The organism is Sorangium sp. So ce367, assembly GCF_051520455.1.
Classification (GTDB): Bacteria; Myxococcota_A; Polyangia; order Polyangiales; family Polyangiaceae; genus Sorangium; species Sorangium cellulosum_B.
The window spans coordinates 7477012-7496993 of sequence record NZ_CP150334.1 but is presented as its reverse complement, the minus strand read 5'-3'; the positions used below and the strand labels follow the sequence as shown (position 1 = coordinate 7496993).

14 protein-coding genes are annotated in these 19982 nt (G+C 72.6%); 5 read left to right on the top strand and 9 right to left on the bottom strand.

Annotated features, from left to right (window positions below; all coding sequences use genetic code 11):
- Nucleotides 1-103 precede the first annotated feature (103 nt).
- A complete protein-coding gene (locus WME97_RS28375; protein ID WP_437555519.1) occupies nucleotides 104-457 on the bottom strand; it encodes a BON domain-containing protein in 354 nt (117 codons plus the stop codon).
- 171 nt (nucleotides 458-628) lie between these two features.
- Here WME97_RS28375 and WME97_RS28370 point away from each other — a divergent pair, with 171 nt between their 5' ends.
- Nucleotides 629-2347 (top strand): hypothetical protein, encoded by a 1719-nt coding sequence (locus WME97_RS28370; protein WP_437555685.1) that lies wholly within the window; start codon nucleotides 629-631, stop codon nucleotides 2345-2347.
- A 322-nt stretch (nucleotides 2348-2669) separates the two neighbouring features.
- Nucleotides 2670-3989, top strand: a complete 1320-nt coding sequence (locus WME97_RS28365) for a DUF5690 family protein (protein WP_437541909.1) — start codon at nucleotides 2670-2672, stop codon at nucleotides 3987-3989.
- Nucleotides 3990-4075: 86 nt separating this feature from the next.
- On the opposite strand, the gene WME97_RS28360 is transcribed toward WME97_RS28365, so the two are convergent.
- The gene (locus tag WME97_RS28360; RefSeq protein WP_437541907.1) at nucleotides 4076-5575 is read right to left on the bottom strand and encodes a hypothetical protein; all 1500 of its coding nucleotides are present in this window, start codon (nucleotides 5573-5575) and stop codon (nucleotides 4076-4078) included.
- Between the two features lie 344 nt (nucleotides 5576-5919).
- A complete protein-coding gene (locus tag WME97_RS28355; RefSeq protein WP_437541905.1) occupies nucleotides 5920-6432 on the bottom strand; it encodes a hotdog fold domain-containing protein in 513 nt (170 codons plus the stop codon).
- Nucleotides 6433-6855: 423 nt separating this feature from the next.
- Between WME97_RS28355 and WME97_RS28350 the strand changes: the two genes are divergently transcribed.
- Nucleotides 6856-8178, top strand: a complete 1323-nt coding sequence (locus WME97_RS28350; protein WP_437541902.1) for a sigma-70 family RNA polymerase sigma factor — start codon at nucleotides 6856-6858, stop codon at nucleotides 8176-8178.
- Nucleotides 8179-8218: 40 nt separating this feature from the next.
- Here WME97_RS28350 and WME97_RS28345 read toward each other — a convergent pair whose 3' ends face one another.
- The 6 genes from WME97_RS28345 to WME97_RS28320 all read right to left on the bottom strand — a co-directional run bounded on the left by WME97_RS28345 (nucleotide 8219) and on the right by WME97_RS28320 (nucleotide 15214).
- On the bottom strand, nucleotides 8219-10495 hold the full coding sequence (locus WME97_RS28345; RefSeq protein ID WP_437541901.1) for a hypothetical protein: 2277 nt from the start codon (nucleotides 10493-10495) through the stop codon (nucleotides 8219-8221).
- Nucleotides 10492-11877: a hypothetical protein gene (locus WME97_RS28340; RefSeq protein ID WP_437541899.1), complete on the bottom strand. Its 1386-nt coding sequence runs from the start codon at nucleotides 11875-11877 to the stop codon at nucleotides 10492-10494. Before WME97_RS28340 ends, WME97_RS28345 begins: the two co-directional genes overlap by 4 nt.
- A gap of 17 nt (nucleotides 11878-11894) precedes the next feature.
- On the bottom strand, nucleotides 11895-12209 hold the full coding sequence (locus WME97_RS28335; RefSeq protein ID WP_437541897.1) for a hypothetical protein: 315 nt from the start codon (nucleotides 12207-12209) through the stop codon (nucleotides 11895-11897).
- A 176-nt stretch (nucleotides 12210-12385) separates the two neighbouring features.
- On the bottom strand, nucleotides 12386-12769 hold the full coding sequence (locus WME97_RS28330) for a hypothetical protein (protein WP_437541894.1): 384 nt from the start codon (nucleotides 12767-12769) through the stop codon (nucleotides 12386-12388).
- Nucleotides 12766-13473 (bottom strand): SCO family protein, encoded by a 708-nt coding sequence (locus WME97_RS28325; protein WP_437541892.1) that lies wholly within the window; start codon nucleotides 13471-13473, stop codon nucleotides 12766-12768. The genes WME97_RS28330 and WME97_RS28325 overlap by 4 nt, the downstream gene beginning before the upstream one ends.
- A gap of 19 nt (nucleotides 13474-13492) precedes the next feature.
- Nucleotides 13493-15214 carry a multicopper oxidase family protein gene (locus WME97_RS28320; RefSeq protein WP_437541890.1) on the bottom strand — a complete coding sequence of 574 codons (1722 nt, stop codon included), beginning with the start codon at nucleotides 15212-15214 and terminating at the stop codon, nucleotides 13493-13495.
- A 519-nt stretch (nucleotides 15215-15733) separates the two neighbouring features.
- Here WME97_RS28320 and WME97_RS28315 point away from each other — a divergent pair.
- Complete coding sequence (locus WME97_RS28315; protein WP_437541888.1) at nucleotides 15734-19183, top strand: protein kinase domain-containing protein; 3450 nt, start codon at nucleotides 15734-15736, stop codon at nucleotides 19181-19183.
- Nucleotides 19184-19311: 128 nt separating this feature from the next.
- Nucleotides 19312-19947 carry a hypothetical protein gene (locus WME97_RS28310; protein ID WP_437541887.1) on the top strand — a complete coding sequence of 212 codons (636 nt, stop codon included), beginning with the start codon at nucleotides 19312-19314 and terminating at the stop codon, nucleotides 19945-19947.
- Nucleotides 19948-19982 lie beyond the last annotated feature (35 nt).

The following is a 19982-nucleotide window of genomic DNA, read 5'->3' as shown; positions in this document are numbered from 1 at the left end:
GCGGCTTCAACCCGTTTGTCGCCGCCGCCACGTGTGCCGCGCGCTCGGCCCGCGATCGACCGTCGCGCGGCGGCCCGCCCACCTGGGCCATTCGCGCCGGAGCTCAGGAGGCGTTTCGGCGCGACTCGTTGTTCTTCGTCTCCGGGGATGACGTCGCGCCGATGGAGGTCGCGGAGCCCGCAGTGACGCCGCTCGTGCTCGCGGCGGCGCGCTCGCTCGACGACGACCCCGCGCTCGTCCTCGCCTCGCCCTGCTGCTGCTCGCGGTGGAGCCGGATCTCGTTCCGCACGTCGACCACGCCCGAGATCCGCTCGGCGAGCGCCTCCAGCTGGTGCTTGAAGCGACGCTCGCGGACGGTCCCGGAGAGGATGACCTCGCCGCTCTGCACCTTCACCTCGACGTCGCTCGCGTCGAGGTCCGGCTGATCGGAGATCTGGTCGCAGATATCCTCGCGGATCCGCTCGTCCGAACGCTTGTACCCCTTGGGCGGGCGACCACGCGAGCCGCTGAGCCCGCCGCCCTGTCGAACGGTCTCGAGGAAGCTGCGGCCGCCTGCGGCCTGTCCGCCGGATCCCTGTCCGCCGTAGGGCTGAGGGGAACGGCCCTGATCGCCGCCGAAGGACGACTCGTGGCCTTCGTACCCGCGTTGCTGTCCTGGCCGCTCGTTCCAGCCACGCTCGTCGTCGGCCCACTGCCGGAGGCCGCCGCGGGCTCCGTATCCTTCGTGCTGGACTCCGCCCAGGCCTCCCTGGCGACCGAAGCCGCCCTGGCCGCCACCAGATCCACCCTGGCCACCGAATCCACCCTGGCCTCCGAGGCCGCCCTCACTGCCCTGGCCGCCGCCGAAGTGGCCCTGTCCGCCGAAGCCGCCCTGGCCAACCTGGCCGCCGAATCCACCCTGGCCAGCGAAGTAGCCCTGTCCGGCGCCATGACCGCCCTGGCTGCCACCGAAGCCACCCTGTCCGCCGAAGTGGCCCTGACCGGCGCCATGACCGCCCTGGCTGCCACCGAAGCCACCCTGTCCGCCGAGATGGCCCTGTCCGCCGAAGCGGCCCTGTCCGCCCTCATCGCCATAGACGCCCTGGCCACCGGCGAATCCGCCCTGGCCGCGGCCGGATCCCTCTCCGCCGTAGCCGCCGAAGTGGCCCTGTCCACCGAAGCCGCCCTGGCCGCCACCGAAGCCGCCCTGACCGCCGCCGACTCCGCCCTGGCCGCCGCCGTAACCGCCTTGGCCGCCGCCGAAGCCGCCTTGGCCGCCGTAGCCGCCCTGGCCGCCGCCGAAGTGACCTTGGCCGCCGTGACCGCCCTGGCCGCCACCGAAGCTGCCCTGGCCGCCGCCGAAGCCGCCCTGGCCGCCGCCGAAGCCGCGCCTGGCGCCAAGATCGTCTCGACCTCCTCGCTGGAAGTCATCACGCTGGCCGCCCCAGGCCTCACGCTGGGCCTCCTCGCGCTGCCCCCAGGCGCGATCCTGTCGGCCCTCGTAGCCGCGTTCGCCGTGGCCGCGCCAGCGCGGGTCGCCCTCGCCGCCGCGCTCGCCCTCGTGGCCGCGTCCGACAGACTCTCGCTGATCGGCGCGACCGCGGAAATCATCGTGACCTCCGCGGGAAGGGCGCCGATCGTCCTGCTGGAGGACTTGCTCGTAGTTGCCACGATGCCCGTAACTAGCATCCCCGCTCGCTCCGCGCTCGCCACGATATCGCTCATCGCCTCGCTGACCCTGGGTTGGCCCGAATCGCTCGTCGTCGCGCCCCGGCCCATCGTTATGTTCCTCGTCGATCCATCCCTGACGATTCGGCATGACTCTCCGCCTTTCTTGCGAGGAGAGCGACACGGCAGCGAAACTGGGCCGCTCCTCTCCCGTGATCCAGCCGACGCTCGATCCACATCCGGGCCACATCCGGGCCACATCCGGGCCACGTTCGAACCACGCACGAGCGTGCGGGAGGACAGCCGTATCGGGCCGCCTGTCGTGCGTGCCTGTCCGGCGCCGCGTGGGCTGAAGATCCAGGGCCCCGACGCCCCGGCGCGATCCGACATCGCAAGGGGTGTTCCAGGACGGCGAGGGCGGTATTTCGCTCCGTTTTCAGGGAGATTTCGCCCCGTGAGGCCCCCTGCGAGGTGCGATGCGCCCCATGCCGGAGCGACCAAAGCGTCTCACAGAGACGTTGTGCCACAGTCACGACATCATGAATTAGGGCCTCCCCTGAGCGTGGCTCGGGAGCCGACGGACGATGTCACACGGTTTTCCGTGTCACGTCGCGGCGTTTCTCACCGAGATGTTGATTCTCGGGCATCCGAGCTCGGCCATGGCTATGCGGATGAGGCCGCCTTACAGTCCAGCCGATGAGCCCGCCTCATCGATCGCCGATGAGCTTCCTCGAACGCCGCACGCTCGCGGGCGCTCCACGGAAGGCGCGAGAGACAGAGCGCGAGGATCGAAAAAGCGATGCGACGAGGGGCGAGCCGCGACACGAGCCGGGAGAAGAAAGAGCAACGCGGAAGGCGAGAAATGTGACCATCGCGGTATACCGGCCGGACGCTCGGCAGGCGGCGGCGAGATCCGCGGTTCGCGTGTTCGTGTGCGGGCGGGAGCCCGGCCCGCTCCTCGCCGAAAATCCATGCGCGCGCCGCGCGGCCGCGATTACCCTCGCGCCTCCCTCGGAGCTCCCATGCCGGCCCAGCGAAGCGTGACGAAATGGCTCGAGCGAGCCCCTGCGCCGGTGTTCACGGCCTTCGCCGTGATCGCCGCGTTCGCGACCTACTTCTGCATGTACGCCTTCCGCAAGCCGTTCGCGGTCGGCTCGTACAAGGGGATGGTCGCGCTGCCGCTGCTCCCCGCGCTCGATCTGAAGAGCCTCTACATCATCGCCCAGGTGCTCGGGTACTGCGCCTCCAAGTTCCTTGGCATCAAGGTCGTCTCCGAGATGCCGCCCGAGCGGCGCGCGCTCGCCATCCTCGCGTGCATCGGGGTGAGCGAGGTCGCGCTCGTCCTGTTCGGGCTCGCGCCGGCCCCGTACGCCGCCGTCTTCCTGGTGCTGAACGGCCTGCCCCTCGGCATGGTCTGGGGGCTCGTCTTCGGCTTCCTCGAGGGGCGCCGCGTGAGCGATCTGCTCGGCGCCGGCCTCTGCGCCAGCTTCATCGTCGCGAGCGGCTTCGTGAAGACCGTCGGCAAAATCACGCTCGGCTGGGGGGTCCCGGAGGTGTGGATGCCCGCGGTGACGGGCGCCCTCTTCTTCCCGCCGCTGCTCCTCTCGGTGTGGATGCTCGCGCAGATCCCGCCGCCCTCGGTGGACGACGAGGCGCTCCGGACCCGGCGCGCGCCGATGGACCGCGCCGCGCGCCGCGCGTTCGTCCTCGCGAACGGGGGCGGGCTCGCGACCCTCGTCCTCGGCTACGTCGTCCTCACCGCCTACCGCGATTTCCGGGACAACTTCGCCCGCGAGATCTGGGACGCCCTCGGCTACACCGACCAGCCGGCCATCCTGACGACGGCCGAGATCCCCGTGGCGATCGGCGCGCTCCTCTCGGTCGCTTTGATGATCGGCATCCGCAACAACCGCGCGGCGCTCGTCGCGATCCATGGCGTCATGGTCGCGGGGGCGGCGCTCGCGGGGCTGAGCACCGCGCTCTACCAGGCGGGCGTCATCGGCCCCGTCGCCTGGATGATCAGCGTCGGGCTCGGGCTCTACGTGGGGTACGTCCCGTACAACTGCGTCCTCTTCGACCGGCTCATCGCGGCCGTGGGCTCGGTGGCGACGGCGGGATTCCTGATCACCGCGGCCGACGCCTTCGGCTACCTCGGGAGCGTGGCGCTCCTGCTCTACAAGAGCTTTGGCCAGGCGAAGCGCTCGTGGCTCGAGTTCTTCCTCGGCTTCAGCTACGCGACCGCGTTCCTCTGCGGGGCCCTCTTCGCCGCGTCCGCGGCGTACTTCTGGCTGCGCACCCGCGGCCCGTCCGCCACGGTGCGGCCCGCGGCGCTCGACGCCTGAGCGCGCCGCGCGCCACGCGCTACCAGCTGCCGGCCGCGCGGGCGAGCTATAGCGGGCGCGCGGCGCCGGCGAGGTGAGGGAAGGGCTCAGTTGATTGGCGGGATCTCGGTCTTGCAGCCGACCTGGAGCTGGACCTGCCCGCCCGCCTGGAAGTGGGTGCAGGTCGCGGGGCACATCACGATCTTGGTCGGCGTGCCGCCGGTCGTGGGGTCGACGTCGTAGTACCAGCCGCCGGCGGTCGCGTCGCAGCGCGCCTCGCTGGCCACGTAGAAGATGGTCGACGGGTCGTTGCCCTCCGGCGGCGTGTGCTGGACGTTGAGCGTGCCGTAATCGAGCGTCTGCCCGGCGGACGGCGCCGGGACCTGGTACTCGCACGCGAGGCTCGTCCCGCGGATCTCGCTGAGCGCGTCGAGGAACGCCTGCGTCACGTCGGAGTTCGTGTCGATGAAGTACGCCGACGTGGTCCCGCCGCCCTCGGCGATGCGGTTCATCGTGTCCTGGGCGCCGTCGTCGTCCCTGCCGAAGACACCGATGACGAAGGTCGAGATGCTCGGCGAACCGCCCAGCCCCTCGGCCGCGATCGCCGCGATGCCGTCTGCGGACGTGGGATTGCACTCGGTGGGCATCCCGTCGGTGGCGAGCACGGTGACGACCCTGTGGGTCGGGTTCGCCTGGGCGTGGGCCCGGGCCTGGGCGATCGCGCCGGACAGGGCGCCGGCGGTGGGCGTGCCCCCGTCGGGAAATGTCCGGCCGATCGACCCGATGAGCTCGTCGGCCCAGGCGGCGTCGAGCGGCGCGATCGAGACGGCGGGCGTCGCGTAGTCCTCGGTGACGCACGAGTACGGGTGCGCGCAGGTGCTCCGGGACACCTTGTTGCACGTGCCCGCGCGGTTGGGACAGCGCGCGCCGATGTCACCGCAAATGATGTCCGTGTTCTGGGAGCACACGCCGATGTCGATGCACACGTCGCCGTCCGGGCAGTCCGAGTCGGCGACGCAGATCTGGAGGCCCGTGCGGCTGTCGAACGAGCTGCGACAGGCCCGGAGCGCGCACGGCCCGCTGACGCCGCATTCCTGGTTGGTCCTGCAGCTCATGGGCTGGCCGGCGTTCAGCAGAGGGAAGTACTGGAGCCCGACGCCGAGCCCCTCCGACTTGGGGTCGGTGAAGAAGGCCTCGAGCGCGTCGGTCACGGCGGTCCACTTGGTGCCGCCCGTCGCGAGCCGATCTCTCATCGACCCCGACGAGTCGAGCATGATGTAGAGGTCGAGCGGCACGAGCTCCGCCGTCTTCGTCTCCCCGGCGCACGACGCCTCGCCGCCGGCGCCCTCGCCGGCCCCGCTGCTGGGCCCGGTGGTGATCTCGCCAGGCCCGTCGGTGCCATATCCGGTGCTCGTTGCTCCGCCTGTTCCAGAGCCATTCCCCGAGCCATTCCCGGAACCATTCCCCGGGCCTGTCCCCGCGCTGGCCCCGGCACCCGCCCCGCCGGCTCCGCCGGCGGAGACCGAGCCATCGGACCCCCCGCACGCCGCGAAGATCACGCTGATCCCCGTCGCGGCGAGCGCCACCCTCGTTGACCGGTTCCTCATGAGAAGAATCGAAACACCCTGGAAGCGCTTTGTCGAGCGCGTTGACTCGAACCCTCTGTCCTCCTGTCCGCGCTCTGGCTCGGTGTGCGACGGGGTGAGAGACTTCAGGGGAGGCCAGGCGATAGCTGAGCTCACCGTGTGCTCACGGGCACAGGATTGCTCCGAAGCACAGGATTGCTCCCGGCGCACAAGGTGCTTTGGAGCACACGTCTGCTCCGGAGCTTAGGGCTCCGCCGGAGCGCAGGGTGCTTTCGAGTACAGAGGGAGCTCCGGCGCGTGGCGCTTTGCCGGAATGCAGGGGTCGGGAGCGCCGGGGGGCTCCGTAGGGCGGCGCGGCGCCGAGCTCAGGGGTGCTTCTTCGGACCGACGAGGCTGCGGAGGACGGCGCGGGCGACCTCGGTCCCCGTCGCGTCGCGCAGGCTCACCGGGATATCGTACTCCCTGCGCTCGCTGCTCTCCGGGAGAGGGCACTCGCAGACGGCGCGGATCGTCCCGCGCGCCTTCTTCACGTACTCGATCGAGAGGCCCGCGACGATGAACCGGGCGTCATCGGGCAGCGCGTAGGACAGCGCCGTGTTGCCGGTGAGCTCGGCGAGGTTGACGAGCGCGACGGCGTGCACCGAGCGGAGGTGGTTGCGCAGCCCCGGCCGGTCGCGCATCGACACCTCCGCGCGGCCGCGCTCGAGGACCTCGACCTCGGCACGGATCGTCCCCGTGTACGGGGCCATCGCGCCGATGAGCCGGCTGAACAGGCGCTTGCCCCCTGGCAGGGGGCTCAGCTTGTCCCAGACGTCGCGGATGGTGTTGCGGCGCGAGCTCGCCGCGATCGATGCGAGAGAGAAGTCGGTGAGCTTCATGCGCTGGATCCGCGGGGCGGGGGCGGCAGCCTGCCTCGAATCGCGCGCGGGCGCACCCGGAATCCCCGGCCAGCGGTGCGTCCCGGCGCCTCTCGCGCCGCAACCTGGGCGCAGCACGACTCATTCTCGGCATGAATTGTACTTCAGAATGCTATTCGATAATCGGATGGATTCGGAGCGCCCAGGCGCCCCGTTGTCGCGAGGATTCTGCCGCATTTCCGGCCTCCGGACGCCCGTGAGCAGCCGTCCGGCCCCCCGTCCGTCCCGCGTGGCCTGCTTCGGGCGGCAATCTCCCGTCCGTGCCCGGAACTGGACTTGTGTATGACAAGACCTCGACGTCCGGGCCAAGGTGGCCCACCCGAGAAAGAGCGCGCTTTCGAGCTTCTCTTTCGTGAGCAAACCTCCGCGCTCGTAGGGCGCTGGTTGACGGGCCTGGGGGTCCCGCTGCGCGATCGCAAGGACCTCGCGCAGGAGGTCCTGTTCGCGGCGTACCTCAGCTTCAACAAATACAACCCCGAGATCTCCCGGCCCGAGCGCTGGCTGAACAGGATCACGGTCCACACGGCCTCGCACTACCTGCAGCGGGCCCAGCACCGCTACGAAGAGCTCGTGCCCGACGAGGAGCTCCCTCCCCTCGTCGACCCCGCCAAGACCTCGGAAGAGCTTCTGATCTCGGATCAGGAGCGGCTCGTCGTGCTGGAGCTCATGCAGCAGCTCGACGCCGACGCGCACTGGATCCTGGTCGGGCACGATCTCCACAGCACCCCGATGGCGGATCTCGCGCAGCAGCGCGGCATCCCGCTGTCCACCGCGTACAAGTGGCGCGCGCGCGCCATCCGCCTGTTCCACGACATCGTCGTGAAGCGCCGGCGCGAGGACCGGAAGAGGGAGGGCTTTCGCCTCGTGCTGCCCCTGGATCTGGCGGCGCTCCTCGCCACGGCGCGGATCTCGCCGCGCGTGCCCGACGACGTCCGGGTCTCGATCCTCCGCGGCGTGCAGGAGTCGGTGGGGGCGCTCGAGGCGGGCAGCGCCGGGAAGGCCGCCGGGGGCGTCGGCCAGGCGCTGAGCGACGCCGCGACGTGGCTCAAGGGCCTCGCGAAGCTCGTCCAGCTGCCGACCCTGGGCGTCGCCGCGCCCGTCGCGGCCACGGCGGCGGCGGCCACGGGGGCGGCCTGGCTCGCGCTCCGGGCCCCGGAGCCGCCGCCTCCGCAGGAGGTGAGGCACCTCGTGCCCGCGCTCGTCGCCGCCATGCCGCCGCGCCGGCCCGCCGAGCCGCCGGCGCCGCCGGCGCCGCCCGCCGAGCCGCCGGCGCCGCCCGTCGCGCCGCCGGCGGCCCCGGCGCCCGTCGAGGCGCCGCGGCAGAGCGCCCCGGCCCAGCGGCGCGCGCGCGTGCCGCCGCGCGACCGGGGGGAGCGCGCGCCGGCGCCGGTCGCCGCCGAGACGATCGAGAAGCTCAAGATCGAGATCGACGGGCCCGGCAGCAATCACGACATCGCCCTGTTCGATGCGGTCACCGAGGCGCTGCAGGCGCGCGATGCGGACCGGGCGATCGCGGCGCTCCAGCGCTACGAGCGCGAGATGCCTAACACCCTCTTCGCGTCCGAGCGCAAGGTGCTCTGGATCCGGGCGTTCGTGATCGCGAAGCGTTACCCGGAGGCGCGCGCCCTGCTCGAGGAGGTGCGGCCCGATACCGCGATCCAGCGGCAGGCGATCGAGGAGCTGGACGTGATCCTGAACCCCCGGTGAGCGGGCGACCTGGCCGCCTCGCGCCCCGCGCCGCGGCGGCTCAGTCGCCGGCGTAGGTGCCGAAGCTCGCCCGGCCGCTCGTGGAGACCTGCGGGGCGGCCTGGCCCACCTGCACGACCGCGGACACGAACGCGGCGGGCTTGAGCCCCTCGTCGGGCCCGGCCTCGTTGGTGATGTACTCCAGCCCGAGCCCCGCCAGGAAGCCGAACGACGTTGTGTTGCCGCCCGAGCCGAGGATGGGGATCGTCGGCGCGACGCCGACGTAGCCGAGGAGGCCGACCCGCCCCTCGCCGAGCGTCTGCACGAAGCCGCCGAGCTGCGCCGCGATCGGGAAGGCCCGGCGCTCCACCGGGTCGTAGCGGTCGATCGCGAGCGCGACGCCGACGGCGCTGAGCACGCTCCGCGTGACGAGGGGCTTCTCCACCCACGGCGCGCGGGTGACCTGCAGCGTCGCCAGCATCGCCGGGACGGTGAGGTACGCGCGGAAGCAGGTCCCCGCGGCCTCGAGCGTCTGGAAGTTGTCCTCGCCGCACAGCGGGACCGAGTGGATCGCCACCGATCCCACGAGGCGCCGGGCGCGCTCCGGCTCGCCGGGCTCGTTCGAGCGCAGCGAGCTCGCGACGCGGCCCGCGTCGGAGACGAGCACCACCTTGCCCTGCGGGCTCAGCGGATCGCTGTAGACGGCCAGCCGGAGCCGCGCGTCCCCGTCGAAGTCCTCCGCGAGCGGCGGGATCGGGAACTCCGCGCTGCTCGGCGTGACGATCCACGTGCCGTTCTGGAGGAGCTCGATCGGCGTGCCGCCCCGCATCTGATCGGTGCGCGTCAGCGAGACATGGAGCGCGAGCGGCGCCACGAGCCGGTTCTTGGCCTGGCCCGTCAGCCGGATCCGGCAGTTGCCCAGCCGGAGCGGCGCCGGCGAGATGACGACCGCGCCGTGCGCGAGCGGCTGCGGCCCGGGGCGCGATGGATCCACGTCGGGCGCCCGGCGAGGCGGCGGCAGCCCGGCCGGGGGCTGCGCCTGCGCCGGAGGGGGGGCCTGCGCCGCCGCGCCGGGCTGCGCCGTCGGACCGGCCTGCGCCGCCGTCGAGGGCCGCCGGCCGGCGCCTGCGCCGCCCTGGAGCCGTCCATTCGCGCCGGCAGGTCCCCGATCCCGCGGCGGGGCAGGGGACGCCCCCCGCGGCCCGGGCGGACGGGCGCTCCCGGGCGGCGGGAGGCTCCCGGCGTCCGTGCGGGGGGCGATCGGCGTGGGGCCGCAGTCGACCTTCAGGTCGTCGGCGAGCGGATCGGGGAAGAGGAGCCGCGCGGGGTTCGACTCGACGAGGTTCTCGAGCGGCGGGACGGTGACCCGGTACGTCGCGTTGACGACGTTGGCCGCCGCGGGCGCGTGGAGGTTGAAGGCGGTGACCCGGAGCCAGCCGCCGCCCGGGAAGACGCGGAGGACCTTGCCATCGGGGCGCCCGCAGCCGCCCGAGGCGACCTCGAGGACCGGCACGGTGAACGTGCGCTGGAACGGCTGCACCCGGGCGTTGCCGCAGCTGTCGACGATGGCGAGGTAGTGGAAATCGGCCATCTCCGACTGCTTCGGCCACTGCATGCCCAGCGTGAGCTCACCCGCGTCGGCCGGCGGCGGCTCGGGCCGGCCGTCGCGGCAGACGTCCACTCGGTCGGGCGATAGCGGCGACAGCGGCGCGCCCGGCGCGACGGGTGCGGACGGCGCGCCCACGGGAGACCGCGGGGCGTCGGCGACCGGGCGGTAGGCGCAGACGTGCCGGTACGAGCGGCGGCCGAGCAGCACCGGGTCGAAATCGAGCAGGCGCTGGCCGTCCTCGGTGAGCCGCCCCCACACCGTGAGCGGCAGGGGCAGCGTCGGGGTCTGGAGCTTGATCGAGCGCAGCATCTGGTCGCCGATCGGGCTCTGCCCGGGATCGCCGGTCTGCGCGGCGCAGCCGCCGCCGCTGCACAGCCAGCGGCCGCCGCGGCGCGCGGCCTCGATCGGGACCGGATCGGTGTCGCGGACGCTCATCCAGACGCGGCGCGCGTCCGGGAAGATCTCCGGCCCGCCGGCCGACGACGCGGCGCTGGCCGTGCCCGCCGGCGCGCGCACGACCTGCAGGCTGCCGCCGAAGTCGGCGGGGACGGCCATCGGCGTCGCGTCGGTCGGGCGCCTCAGGATGGCGGCCGGCTCCGGCGTCTCCTCGTCGCCGGTCTCCCCGGTGTCCGTCTCGGGATCGTCCTGCGCCGGCGCGGCGGCGGGCGCGGCGATCGCGAGCGCGAGCGCCACGGCCGACAGGAACATGGCGGATCTGCGTGCGCTCACGGCGAGCCTCCCCCTCCCCCTCCGGCGCCCGGCTCGGGCTCCGGCTCAGTCTCCGTTTCGGTTTCCTCTTCCGGCTCCGGCTCCGGCGTGACGGTGATGGGCTCGGAGGAGCACTCCGGGGTCGCGAGCAGGCGGGGCGTCACACGGAGCGTCGTCGTCCCCGGCGCGACGGCGACGCCCTGGATGATCGTCGCCTCGCTGTCCTCGCCGCGCAGGGTCACGGACGCCTCGCCGAGCGCGATCACCTGGTCGTCGCCGACGGTCAGGTCGACGGGGACGGCGATGCGCACGCGCTCGGCGTTGTAGGCGCTCACCTCGAACAGATCGCCGGGCGTCCCCGCGGCGACGACGCTCCGGAGGGCGCGCACGCGGAGCAGGCGCGGCTCGGGGTCGACGGTGAGCGTGGGGATCGGGTCGAGCGCCTTCTGCCCCGAGCTCACGGCGATCTTCACCTCGCCGCCGAGGTCGCTGAAGCACAGGATGAAGGGCGGGCTCTCCCCGGTCGCGCCGAGCAGCACGCGCAGGCGCGAGGTGCGCTCGCGGCAATCGGGGGTGAGCGAGAGGGCGGCCTCGCTGTGCAGCGACTCGATGATCACGGGCGCGTGCTCCACGACGCCCGGCGCGTTCAGGGGAGGCGACGCGCGGACGCGCGCCTCGCGCGCCCGGATCGCGCCCGGCCGCCAGGTGGCGCCGAGATCGTCCGGCAGGGGGCCGATCGTGCACATGAGGGGGACGTAGGTCGCGAGCACCCGGTCGCTGTCGCCGAGGCCCCCCGCGATGAGCGCGAAGTTGGTGGCGTCCTCCGGCAAGCCCGCGGGGAGGATCGTGATCGGGAGCTCCTCGGTGCGGTCGGCCCACGAGACGACGAGCCGCGCCTCGCCGGACCAGTCGCCCTCCGAGGCGGCGGTGAAGCGGGCGTAGCCCTGGGTTCCTGCGGTGCAGCGGAACGCGCCGTCCTTCACGGCGCACGAGGCCCCGGCTTCCTGGTCGCGTTCCACGGGGTGCAGCGCGAGCGCCTCGCTCGGGACGGCGCGGACCTCGACGTAGCCGCCGTACGCCGGCTCGTTCGCCTCGGTGAGCTTGAGCGAGACCGCGGTCCGCCAGGGGCTCTGGCGGGGCAGCACCGGCTTGCCCGCCTCGTCGAGCGTGTCGGCGGCGAACAGCGGACCGGCGACGTCGGCGCGGAGCTCGACCTGCCCGCTCCCGGCGAGGGGGTAGCCGCGCTCGATGCAGGCCGGGGCGAGCGAGGCGAGGAGGAGCGCGCCGGCGGCCGCCGCGAGGAGCGGCGCGCCCGGTCGGCGCAGGCGGCGCGGGCGAGCTTTCGCGTGGAGCGCGCGTGGAGAGCGAGGCGCGCGAGGCGCGCGCGGGAAGGAGCGGGGCACGGCCGGCCGGGGCGCGCTCACTTCTGGTAGATCTCGGTGTACTCGGTCCCGAGCGGGTGGCGGTGCCAGGCGTAGGCGCTCTGCGGGAACCCGCTCTCGTCGGTGTAGTCGCAAGGGCCGAGCTCCCACTCGGTGTGCCAGACGCTCGCGCCCGTCGCGGGGTCGACGGACATCCCGTGGGCGGTCACGTCGCTCTCCGGCTCGGTGGGGTCGTGCACGACGCGCGTGGCCTCGTCGAGGTAGCGCTCGAGGACCGCGACGGGGATGCGCGCCACGCGCTTGCCGGGCATCGGGATGAGGAACACGTCGCTCTTGTCATCGGTGCTGGTCATGGAGCTCTCTCGTGGCGAGCAGCGGGGGGCGGCGTTCCGGGCCGCGGAGCGCCGGCTCCGTGGCCGCGGGTCGCGCCGGAGCGCGGGCTCTCGCTGGTGCTCGGCGCCATCCCTCCAACGCGGCGCCGAGCATACCTGCTTCCCGCAACGCGAGGGAGCGCTTCGCGTGGCGTATGTCAGGGAGGCGTTGTCTGCAGCGGCGTGCCGGGCGGCAGCTCCTTGAGGTCGGTGACGAGCGACGTCGGGTACCGCTCCCAGTCGACGACGAACGTGAACTCGATGGTGTCGTCGAGCGCCAGGCCATCGAGCGACACCTCTCGGGCGACGCCGAACGGCATCGCCATCGAGGCCATGCCCTTCTTGCGGCCGTCGCGGCTCACGAAGTCGGGGATCGGCTCGTGATGGATGAGCAAGACCCGCTGACCGTCCGGATACGCGATGTTGCGGAGCACGCCCCGGCTGTGATAGCGGGCGCCGTCCTCGCCTTCGCCGCGGCAGGCGAGGACGGTCATCAGCGGGGCGAGCGCGAGCCTCGCGAGGGCGAGTCGGCGCGGCGTCACGGGTGGACCGGCGGCAGCTGGCTGACCTCGGCGGGCGCGCGGGGCGCGACGCCGATGCCGGGGCGCTTTTCTTGCGGGAGCATCCAGAGGATCTGCTCCAGCATGACGTCGGGGTTCGTCAGGCAGGGGCACGCGGCCCACTGCTGGTGGGCCACGTTCCCGTACAGGACCACGCCGATATGCGACGATGCGCTCCCGTCGATCTCCGGATCGGGGTCGACGAAGCCGAGCTTGCGCCGCACGAGATCGAGATCGCCGGCGCTCCCTGTCAGGAAGAGCCAGCCCGGCTTGACGCCGTGGGCCGCCGCGTACGTGCGCAGCACGTCGGGCGTGTCTTCTTCGGGCTTGAGGGTGAACGAGTACATGAAGACGTCGCGGCCGACCGCGTCCCCGAGCCTGTTTTGCACCCTGCGCAGGTTGGCGGTGGTGCCCGGGCAGATCCCCTCGCAGCGCGCATACATGAAGTTGATGACGACGACCTTGTCCTTGAGGAGGTCGTCATAGAGGCGGACCTCCTTTCCCTCGTGGGTGCGCAGCGTCACGTCGGGAAAGTAGTTGGCGCCGAAGCCGCCACGGCTCGGCGCGAAGCGCGCCGCCGCCCGCGGCTTCGCCGGGGGCCCCTCGCTCGCCATGACGTAGGCCGCCGGGGCGAGCGCGCACAGCGCGTACAGGCCCCAGCGGAGCATCCGGACACGGTTCGACATACGGCGTCTCCAGCTCCGGTCAGGGGATGATGTCCCAGCGGAGCATCATGGCGTGGTCCTCGTGGAGCGTGTTGTGACAGTGCATCACGTAGCGCCCGACATAATCGCGGAACCGCAGGAAGATCTGGATCTCCGAGCCCGTGAGTCGACCCACGTCGATGACGTCCTTCCGCCCGGCGAGGCGCGGCGGCGGCGGCGCGCCGTCGATGCTGAGGATCCGGAACTCCTCGTGGTGAATGTGGAGCGGGTGCGACCATCCGCCCGACGAGTTTCTCAGGGTCCAGATCTCGGCGGTGCCTCGGGTCGGGTTCGCCCGGACGACATTCGGGTCGTAAAACTGGCCGTTGATGGCCCACGCGCCGTTCGTTCGCTCCAGCTCCCACGTCCGCGTCGCGGCGACCTCGCTCAGGTTGACAGGCGGCAGCTGGCGGAGCGTGGCGGGGACCTGGCTCGGGTCAGGGGCGTTGCGGTCGACCTCGAAGCGCAGGACGGCATTGCCCTGCCCTGCGGGCAGGATGTCTTCATCCGGCCCGCGGCCGTCGTCCTGCGCCTGGCGGTTCTCGAGGATGATGTTGCTGCCGATAGGCGCGTTCGTGAAATCGATGACGACGTCGACCCGCTCGGCCACGGCGAGCCGCACGCTCTGCGCGGTGATGGGCGCCGGCAGCAGGTTGCCGTCGCTCGAGATGATCGTGAAGTTGGCCCCGTTGCTCAGGTAGAACCGGTAGTAGCGTGACGGCCCGCCGTTGAGCAGGCGGAATCGGTACTTGCGCCGGGCGACCTTGAAGAACGGCTGAATCTTGCCGTTGACGAGGAACTTGTCTCCCAGGATGCCGTCGAAGTTGAACATGTCGAAGTAGATCTGGCCGTCCTCGTCGAAGACCCGATCGGTGAACAGGAGCGGCACGTCGTACTCGCCGCTCGGGAGCCGGAGCGCCGTCGGGCTCGTGTCTCCCTCGTCGCCCGAGTCGACGTCGTCGAAGAGCAGATAGAAGCCGGCGAGGCCACGGTAGACGTTCTGCGACGTGAAATCGGCGCGGTGGTCGTGATACCAGAGCGTGCCGAGCGCCTCGCGCGGGTCGCCGAGCGGGAAGTACGCGGGCGTGTCGAAGCCGGCGTAAGCGTTGATGTAATGGTGGTCCTTGAACACGCCTGTGGCGTAGAAATCGTTGGGGAAGCCGTCGCTCGGCGGCGCCGTGTGCAGGTTGTGCAGGTGGGTCGAGACCTCGGGCCGGCCGAAGCCCGCGTGCGCCGAGAGCGCCGGCAATTCGTTGCGAAAGCGCACGGAGATCGGCTCGCCATAACGCGCCATGATCGTCGTGCCCGGCAGCGTGCCGCCCCAGCCCCACGCCGTGTTCGATGGCAGCTCAGGGTGATAGCTGTGCTGGAACACCTGGGCCCGGAGCTCGTACTTCTTCTGGGGCAAGAAGCGGGTCCAGAACGGGTGCGCCGCCCGCGGCGCTTCCCCTGTCACGGCGAGCTCCGCCGGCGCCGGCGTCAAGGTGACGTTGGAGGCGACGGGCGGAACGACCAGCGGCTGAGACCACGGCGTCGTGGGCGGGCTCTCGGGCTCGTCGCTGGCGCGCGCGCTCAGCCCGCTCTTGGTGACCAGGTACCCGCTGCCCGCCATGAGCCCCATCTTGACGAGATCGCGCCGGGTGAGCCCGGCCTGGATGAGCTCCTGTCGGTTCCTCCGGGCGGTGACGGCCAGCTTGCTAGGTTTGTATTTCAGCAGTCGCATCCATTTCTCCTGAGCGCATGACACGAGCGATCCACGCGCTGCCGCAGATCCCGGCCAAGGCGCGGCGATGACCGGCCAGAGCGCCCGGCGACGCGCGCCCGGCGGCCGAGCGCGGGCTCGCCAGCGTGCGAATGCGATCGCCCCGCCTCCTCGTGATTCGACGCCTTGAAGCGCACGCTCCCTATACCGCCAATCGATGCTCCTGGAGAAGTGTTATTCGCAATATAATTGCAAATAACATCCAAGTGACACAGCCGTGCGGCGCTCGTGAATGACGCGATGCGTTGTCGTGGGACTTGCGCCGATCCGAAGGAGCGGCTTCGCCCAACCCGGGCTCCGCCGCGGAGAGCACGTGAGAGTCCCGGGCGAACATGCCGAGCGGGAGCTCGGGCGCCGCTCTCTCTCCCGAGGACACCTCACGGTGGGACGGAAGCCGCCGATGGCGGGGCGTCGGCGCCCCCTGTGGTAAGCTGCCGTCGCCGTGGCCTCTCCCGAGCTCGTCCCGGTCGCGGCCGCCTCATGCTCTCGCCGGATTGCCCGCTCGTCCTTGGTGGCCGCTACCGTCTCCTGAGCGAGATCGGCCGCGGCGGCGCGGGCGTTGTGTACATGGCCGACGACCTGGACGGAGGGGGTCAGGTCGCGGTGAAGGTCCTGCTCCGGACGCACGCGGCAGGCACGGCGGCGGCCTCCCGGTTCGAGCGCGAGATCCGGGCCATGCGGCTCCTCGACGCGCCCGGGTTCGTGCGCATGCTCGACGCCGGCTTCGCCCGCGAGCTCGACGGTGCCCCCTTCCTGGTGATGGAGCTGCTCCGGGGCCACGACCTGGAGCAGCTCGTCACCACCCAGGGCAGGCGCTCGCCCGGCGAGGTGCAGCGCTGGCTCTGCGAGGTCGCCGAGACCCTCGAGCTCGCCCACGCGCGGGGCCTCTCCCACCGCGATCTCAAGCCCGCGAACCTCTTCCTCGCGATCGGCGACGACGGGCGGGAGCGCGTGAAGATCCTCGATCTCGGCCTGGTCAAGGCGGTCGACCCGGGCGCGCTCGGCGCGTCGGGCGGGATCACCGCCACGGGCACGGCGATCGGCACGCCCATCTACATGGCCCCCGAGCAGGCGCGCGGGCGCTCGGACCAGATCGGCCCCGCGGCGGACGTGTGGGCGATCGGCCTCATCGCCGTCCGCCTCCTGACCGGCGACATCTACTGGACCGCCAACAGCATGGCCGAGCTGATGGCGGCGCTCCTCGTGATGCGGCTCTACCCGCCGTCGACGCGCTGGCGGTGGCTCCCGCCCGCGTTCGACGCGTGGTTCTTGCGGTCGTGCGACCGCGACCCGGCCGGGCGTTTCCCTTCGGTCCGCCAGCAGAGCCTCGCGCTGCGCGCCGCGCTCGAGGGCTCCTCGGCGGCCGCCGAGCCGCCCGGCGCCGGCGGGCCGGCGTCGCGCCGGGGCGGCGTGCCCGCGGACATGCTCAGCACCGACACCATCGAGCTCGCGGGCACGGTCGAGGCCCCGCCCCAGGCGCTCCCCGGCGGCGCGCACCGCGACTCGGACCGCTTCTTGGCGCCGCCCGGCCTCCACGGCACCTCGCCGCCCGGCTTCCACGGCGCTCCGCCGCTCGGCCCCCATGGCACCCTGCCGCCCGGCGCCTCGCTGCCGCTCGGCTCCCACAGCACGCCGCCGCTCGGCACCTCGCCGCCGCCGCCCGGCTCCTCCGGCACGCCGCCGCTCGGCCTGTTCGGCTCGCCGGAGGCCGAGCGGCCGCGCCACAACCTGCCGGTCCAGCGCACGCCGTTCGTGGGCCGCGCCCGCGAGCGCGCCGAGATCGCCGCGCTCCTGCTCGACCCCGAGGCCGGCCTGCTCACGCTCACCGGCGTCGGCGGCACCGGCAAGACCCGGCTCGCGCTCCAGGTCGCCGAGGAGCTCGTCTCCGTGTTCCCCGGCGGCGTCTGCTTCGTGCCCCTCGCGTCGCTGCGCGAGGCGGCACTGGTGCCCTCGGCGATCGCGCAGGCGCTCTGCCTCGGCGAGGGCGGCGCGCGGCCGGATCTCGAGCGCGTTGTCCAGTTCCTCCGCGACCGCCGCCTGCTGCTCCTGCTCGACAACCTCGAGCACCTGACGGCCGCGGCGCCGGCGATCGCGCACCTCGCCGCGAGCTGCCCGCACCTCTCGCTCCTCGTGACGAGCCGCGCCGCGCTGAACCTCTCGGGCGAGCGGCGCTACGTCGTGCCGCCGCTGGAGGTGCCGGAGCCGCGCGACGTCACGGTCGACGCCGCGCTGGCGAGCTCGGCGGTGAGCCTGTTCTGCCGCCGGGCCGCCGCGATCAAGCCCGGCTTCCAGCTCGGCCCCGACAACGCCGCGGAGATCGTGGAGATCTGCGCGCGCCTCGACGGCCTGCCGCTCGCGATCGAGCTCGCCGCGTCCCGCCTCCGGGTCCTCACCCCCGCGGCGCTGCTCTCGCGCTTCGGCGACCGCGGGGCGGCCGGGCGCGCCTCCGCGCCCGCGGGCTCGTTCCGCCTGCTCACGGGCGGCGCGCGCGATCTGCCCGAGCGCCAGCAGACCATGCGCGCCGCCATCGACTGGAGCTACGGCCTCCTCGATCCGGAGGAGCAGCTCGCCTTCCGCACGCTCGCCGTGTTCGCGGGCGGCTTCTCCCTGGCCATGGCGGACCAGATGTGCGCCTTCCGCGATCCGGCGCTCGACGCGCTCGGGATCCTCGAGTCGCTGATCGACAAGAGCCTCGTGCTCCAGGTCGCGGGCGAGGAGCCGCGCTTCCAGATGCTCACGATCCTCCGCGAGTACGGCCTCGATCGGCTCGTCGAGGAGGGCGCCGCCGAGGCGTGCAACCGGCGCTTCGTCGAGCTGTCGCTGGAGCTCGCCGATCGCGCCGCCGAGGCGCTCGGCGGGACCGAGCAGGCCGCGTGGCTCGCGGCGCTCGATCTCGAGCACGACAACCTCCGCCTCGCCCTGGAGCTCGCGCTCGCGGGCGCCGACGCGGGCGCCGCGGTGCGCCTCGCCGCGGCGCTCTCGCGGTTCTGGTACATCCACGGGCACTACCAGGAGGGCCGCGCGTGGCTCGGCCGGGCGCTCGCGGGCGCCGGGGGCGTCGCGCCCGAGCACGTGGCGTCGGCGCTCCGGGGCGCGGGCAGGCTCGCGCTCCTCCAGTGCGACTACCGCGAGGCGCGCGCGCTGCTCGAGCGGGGCGCGACGCTCTACCGCGAGCTCGGGGACGAGGGCGGGCTCGCGTCGGTGATCCAGATCCTCGGGAGCGTCGCCCGCGAGCAGGGCGACTACGAGCGCGCGCTCACGCTGCACGGCGAGAGCCTCGCGCTGGCCACGCGCCGCGGCGACACGCTCGAGGCGGCGCGCGCGCTCGGCTACTCGGGCTTCGCGGCGTGGCTCTCGGGCGACACCGCGCGCGCGGAGGGCGCGTGCCGCCTCGCCCTGCCGGAGCTCCGCCGCGCGGGCGATCGCGAGGGGACCGCGACGGCGCTGCTCTATCTCGGCTGCGCGGCGTTCTACCGCGGGGAGCTCGGCGAGGCGGTCCGCTTCTGCGAGGAGAGCGAGGGCCTGTCGCGGCAGGTCAAATTCAAGGAGGGGATCGCCTGGACGAGCAACATCCTGGGCCTCATCGCCATCGAGCGCGGCGATCTCGCCCTCGCGGAGCGGCGCCTGCGGGCGAGCCTGCGGCTGCACCGGGAGCTCGGCGATCTCTGGCGCTCCGCGAGCGTCCTGGAGGCGCTGGCGTGCGCGGCGGTGCGGGCGGGGAAGGCGGAGCGCGGCGCGCGCCTGCTCGGCGGCGCCGCGGCGCTCCGTGAGGCCATCGGCACGCCGGTGCCGCCCATCGAGCGGCCGGCGCTCGCGGCGTGCGTCGAGGCCGCGCGCGCGGCGCTGGGGGAGGCGGTCGACGATGCGCGCTTCCTCGAGGGCCGGGGCGCCGGGCTCGACGCGACGATCGCGGCGGCGCTCTCGGAGTGAGCCCGTCCGCGTCGCGTGAGGGAACAGCTCTTCAACAGGAGTGAACGGCGCGGATCGAGCAGGATTTTGCGCCCTGGAAGCAGTGCGGTTCGCTTCCGTTATCGAGCGCGCTGTGCTCGATGGTGGATATGAAGAGCGCACGATGGTTGTTCGCAGGGTTGATGGGGATGATGTTGGCCTTGCCCGCATGCTCCGATGACACGCAGGGAGGCCCGGGCGGCAGCGCGGGAGAGGGCGGCGGCGGCAGCACGGGAGAGGGCGGCGGGGCGGGGGGATTCACGGTCACCGGACCGATCACGGGGGATACGGCTCCAGAGGGCGCCGTGGTGGCCGTCGTCTGGGTGGTGAGCTCGTCGAGCCCCGACTACGGCTTCAACTTCGGCGAGGGGAGCCTCTCCGGCGCGACGTTCACCGTCGGCTTCGGGTCGGCGCCGCCGCGCGGGGCGCTCAACAGCAACGGTGTCGGCATGGGCTTCGTCATGCTCCTCGCGCCGGGCACCCAGGTGCCCGTGGGCGAGATCGACGCCGACGTGCTCGATACAGCGCTCCTCGGGGTGAGCTCGCGGCACGTCATCGTCTGGCGTGACGGCTCCGGCCAGGGGTTCGACTGGTCCGAGAGCTTCCCGGCCGGGTTCGGCTGCGGCAAGTGCGTCACGGCGCCGCCAGGCGAGGGGTTCGACTCCTACGAGCCTGTCGACTGCTCTGAAGTGGAAGTCCAGGTCGCATCCGACCCGGATTCGCTCGAGTTCTGCAACTGGACCTGACGTCGCGCCCTGAGGCATCCACTTAAATTCTTCGG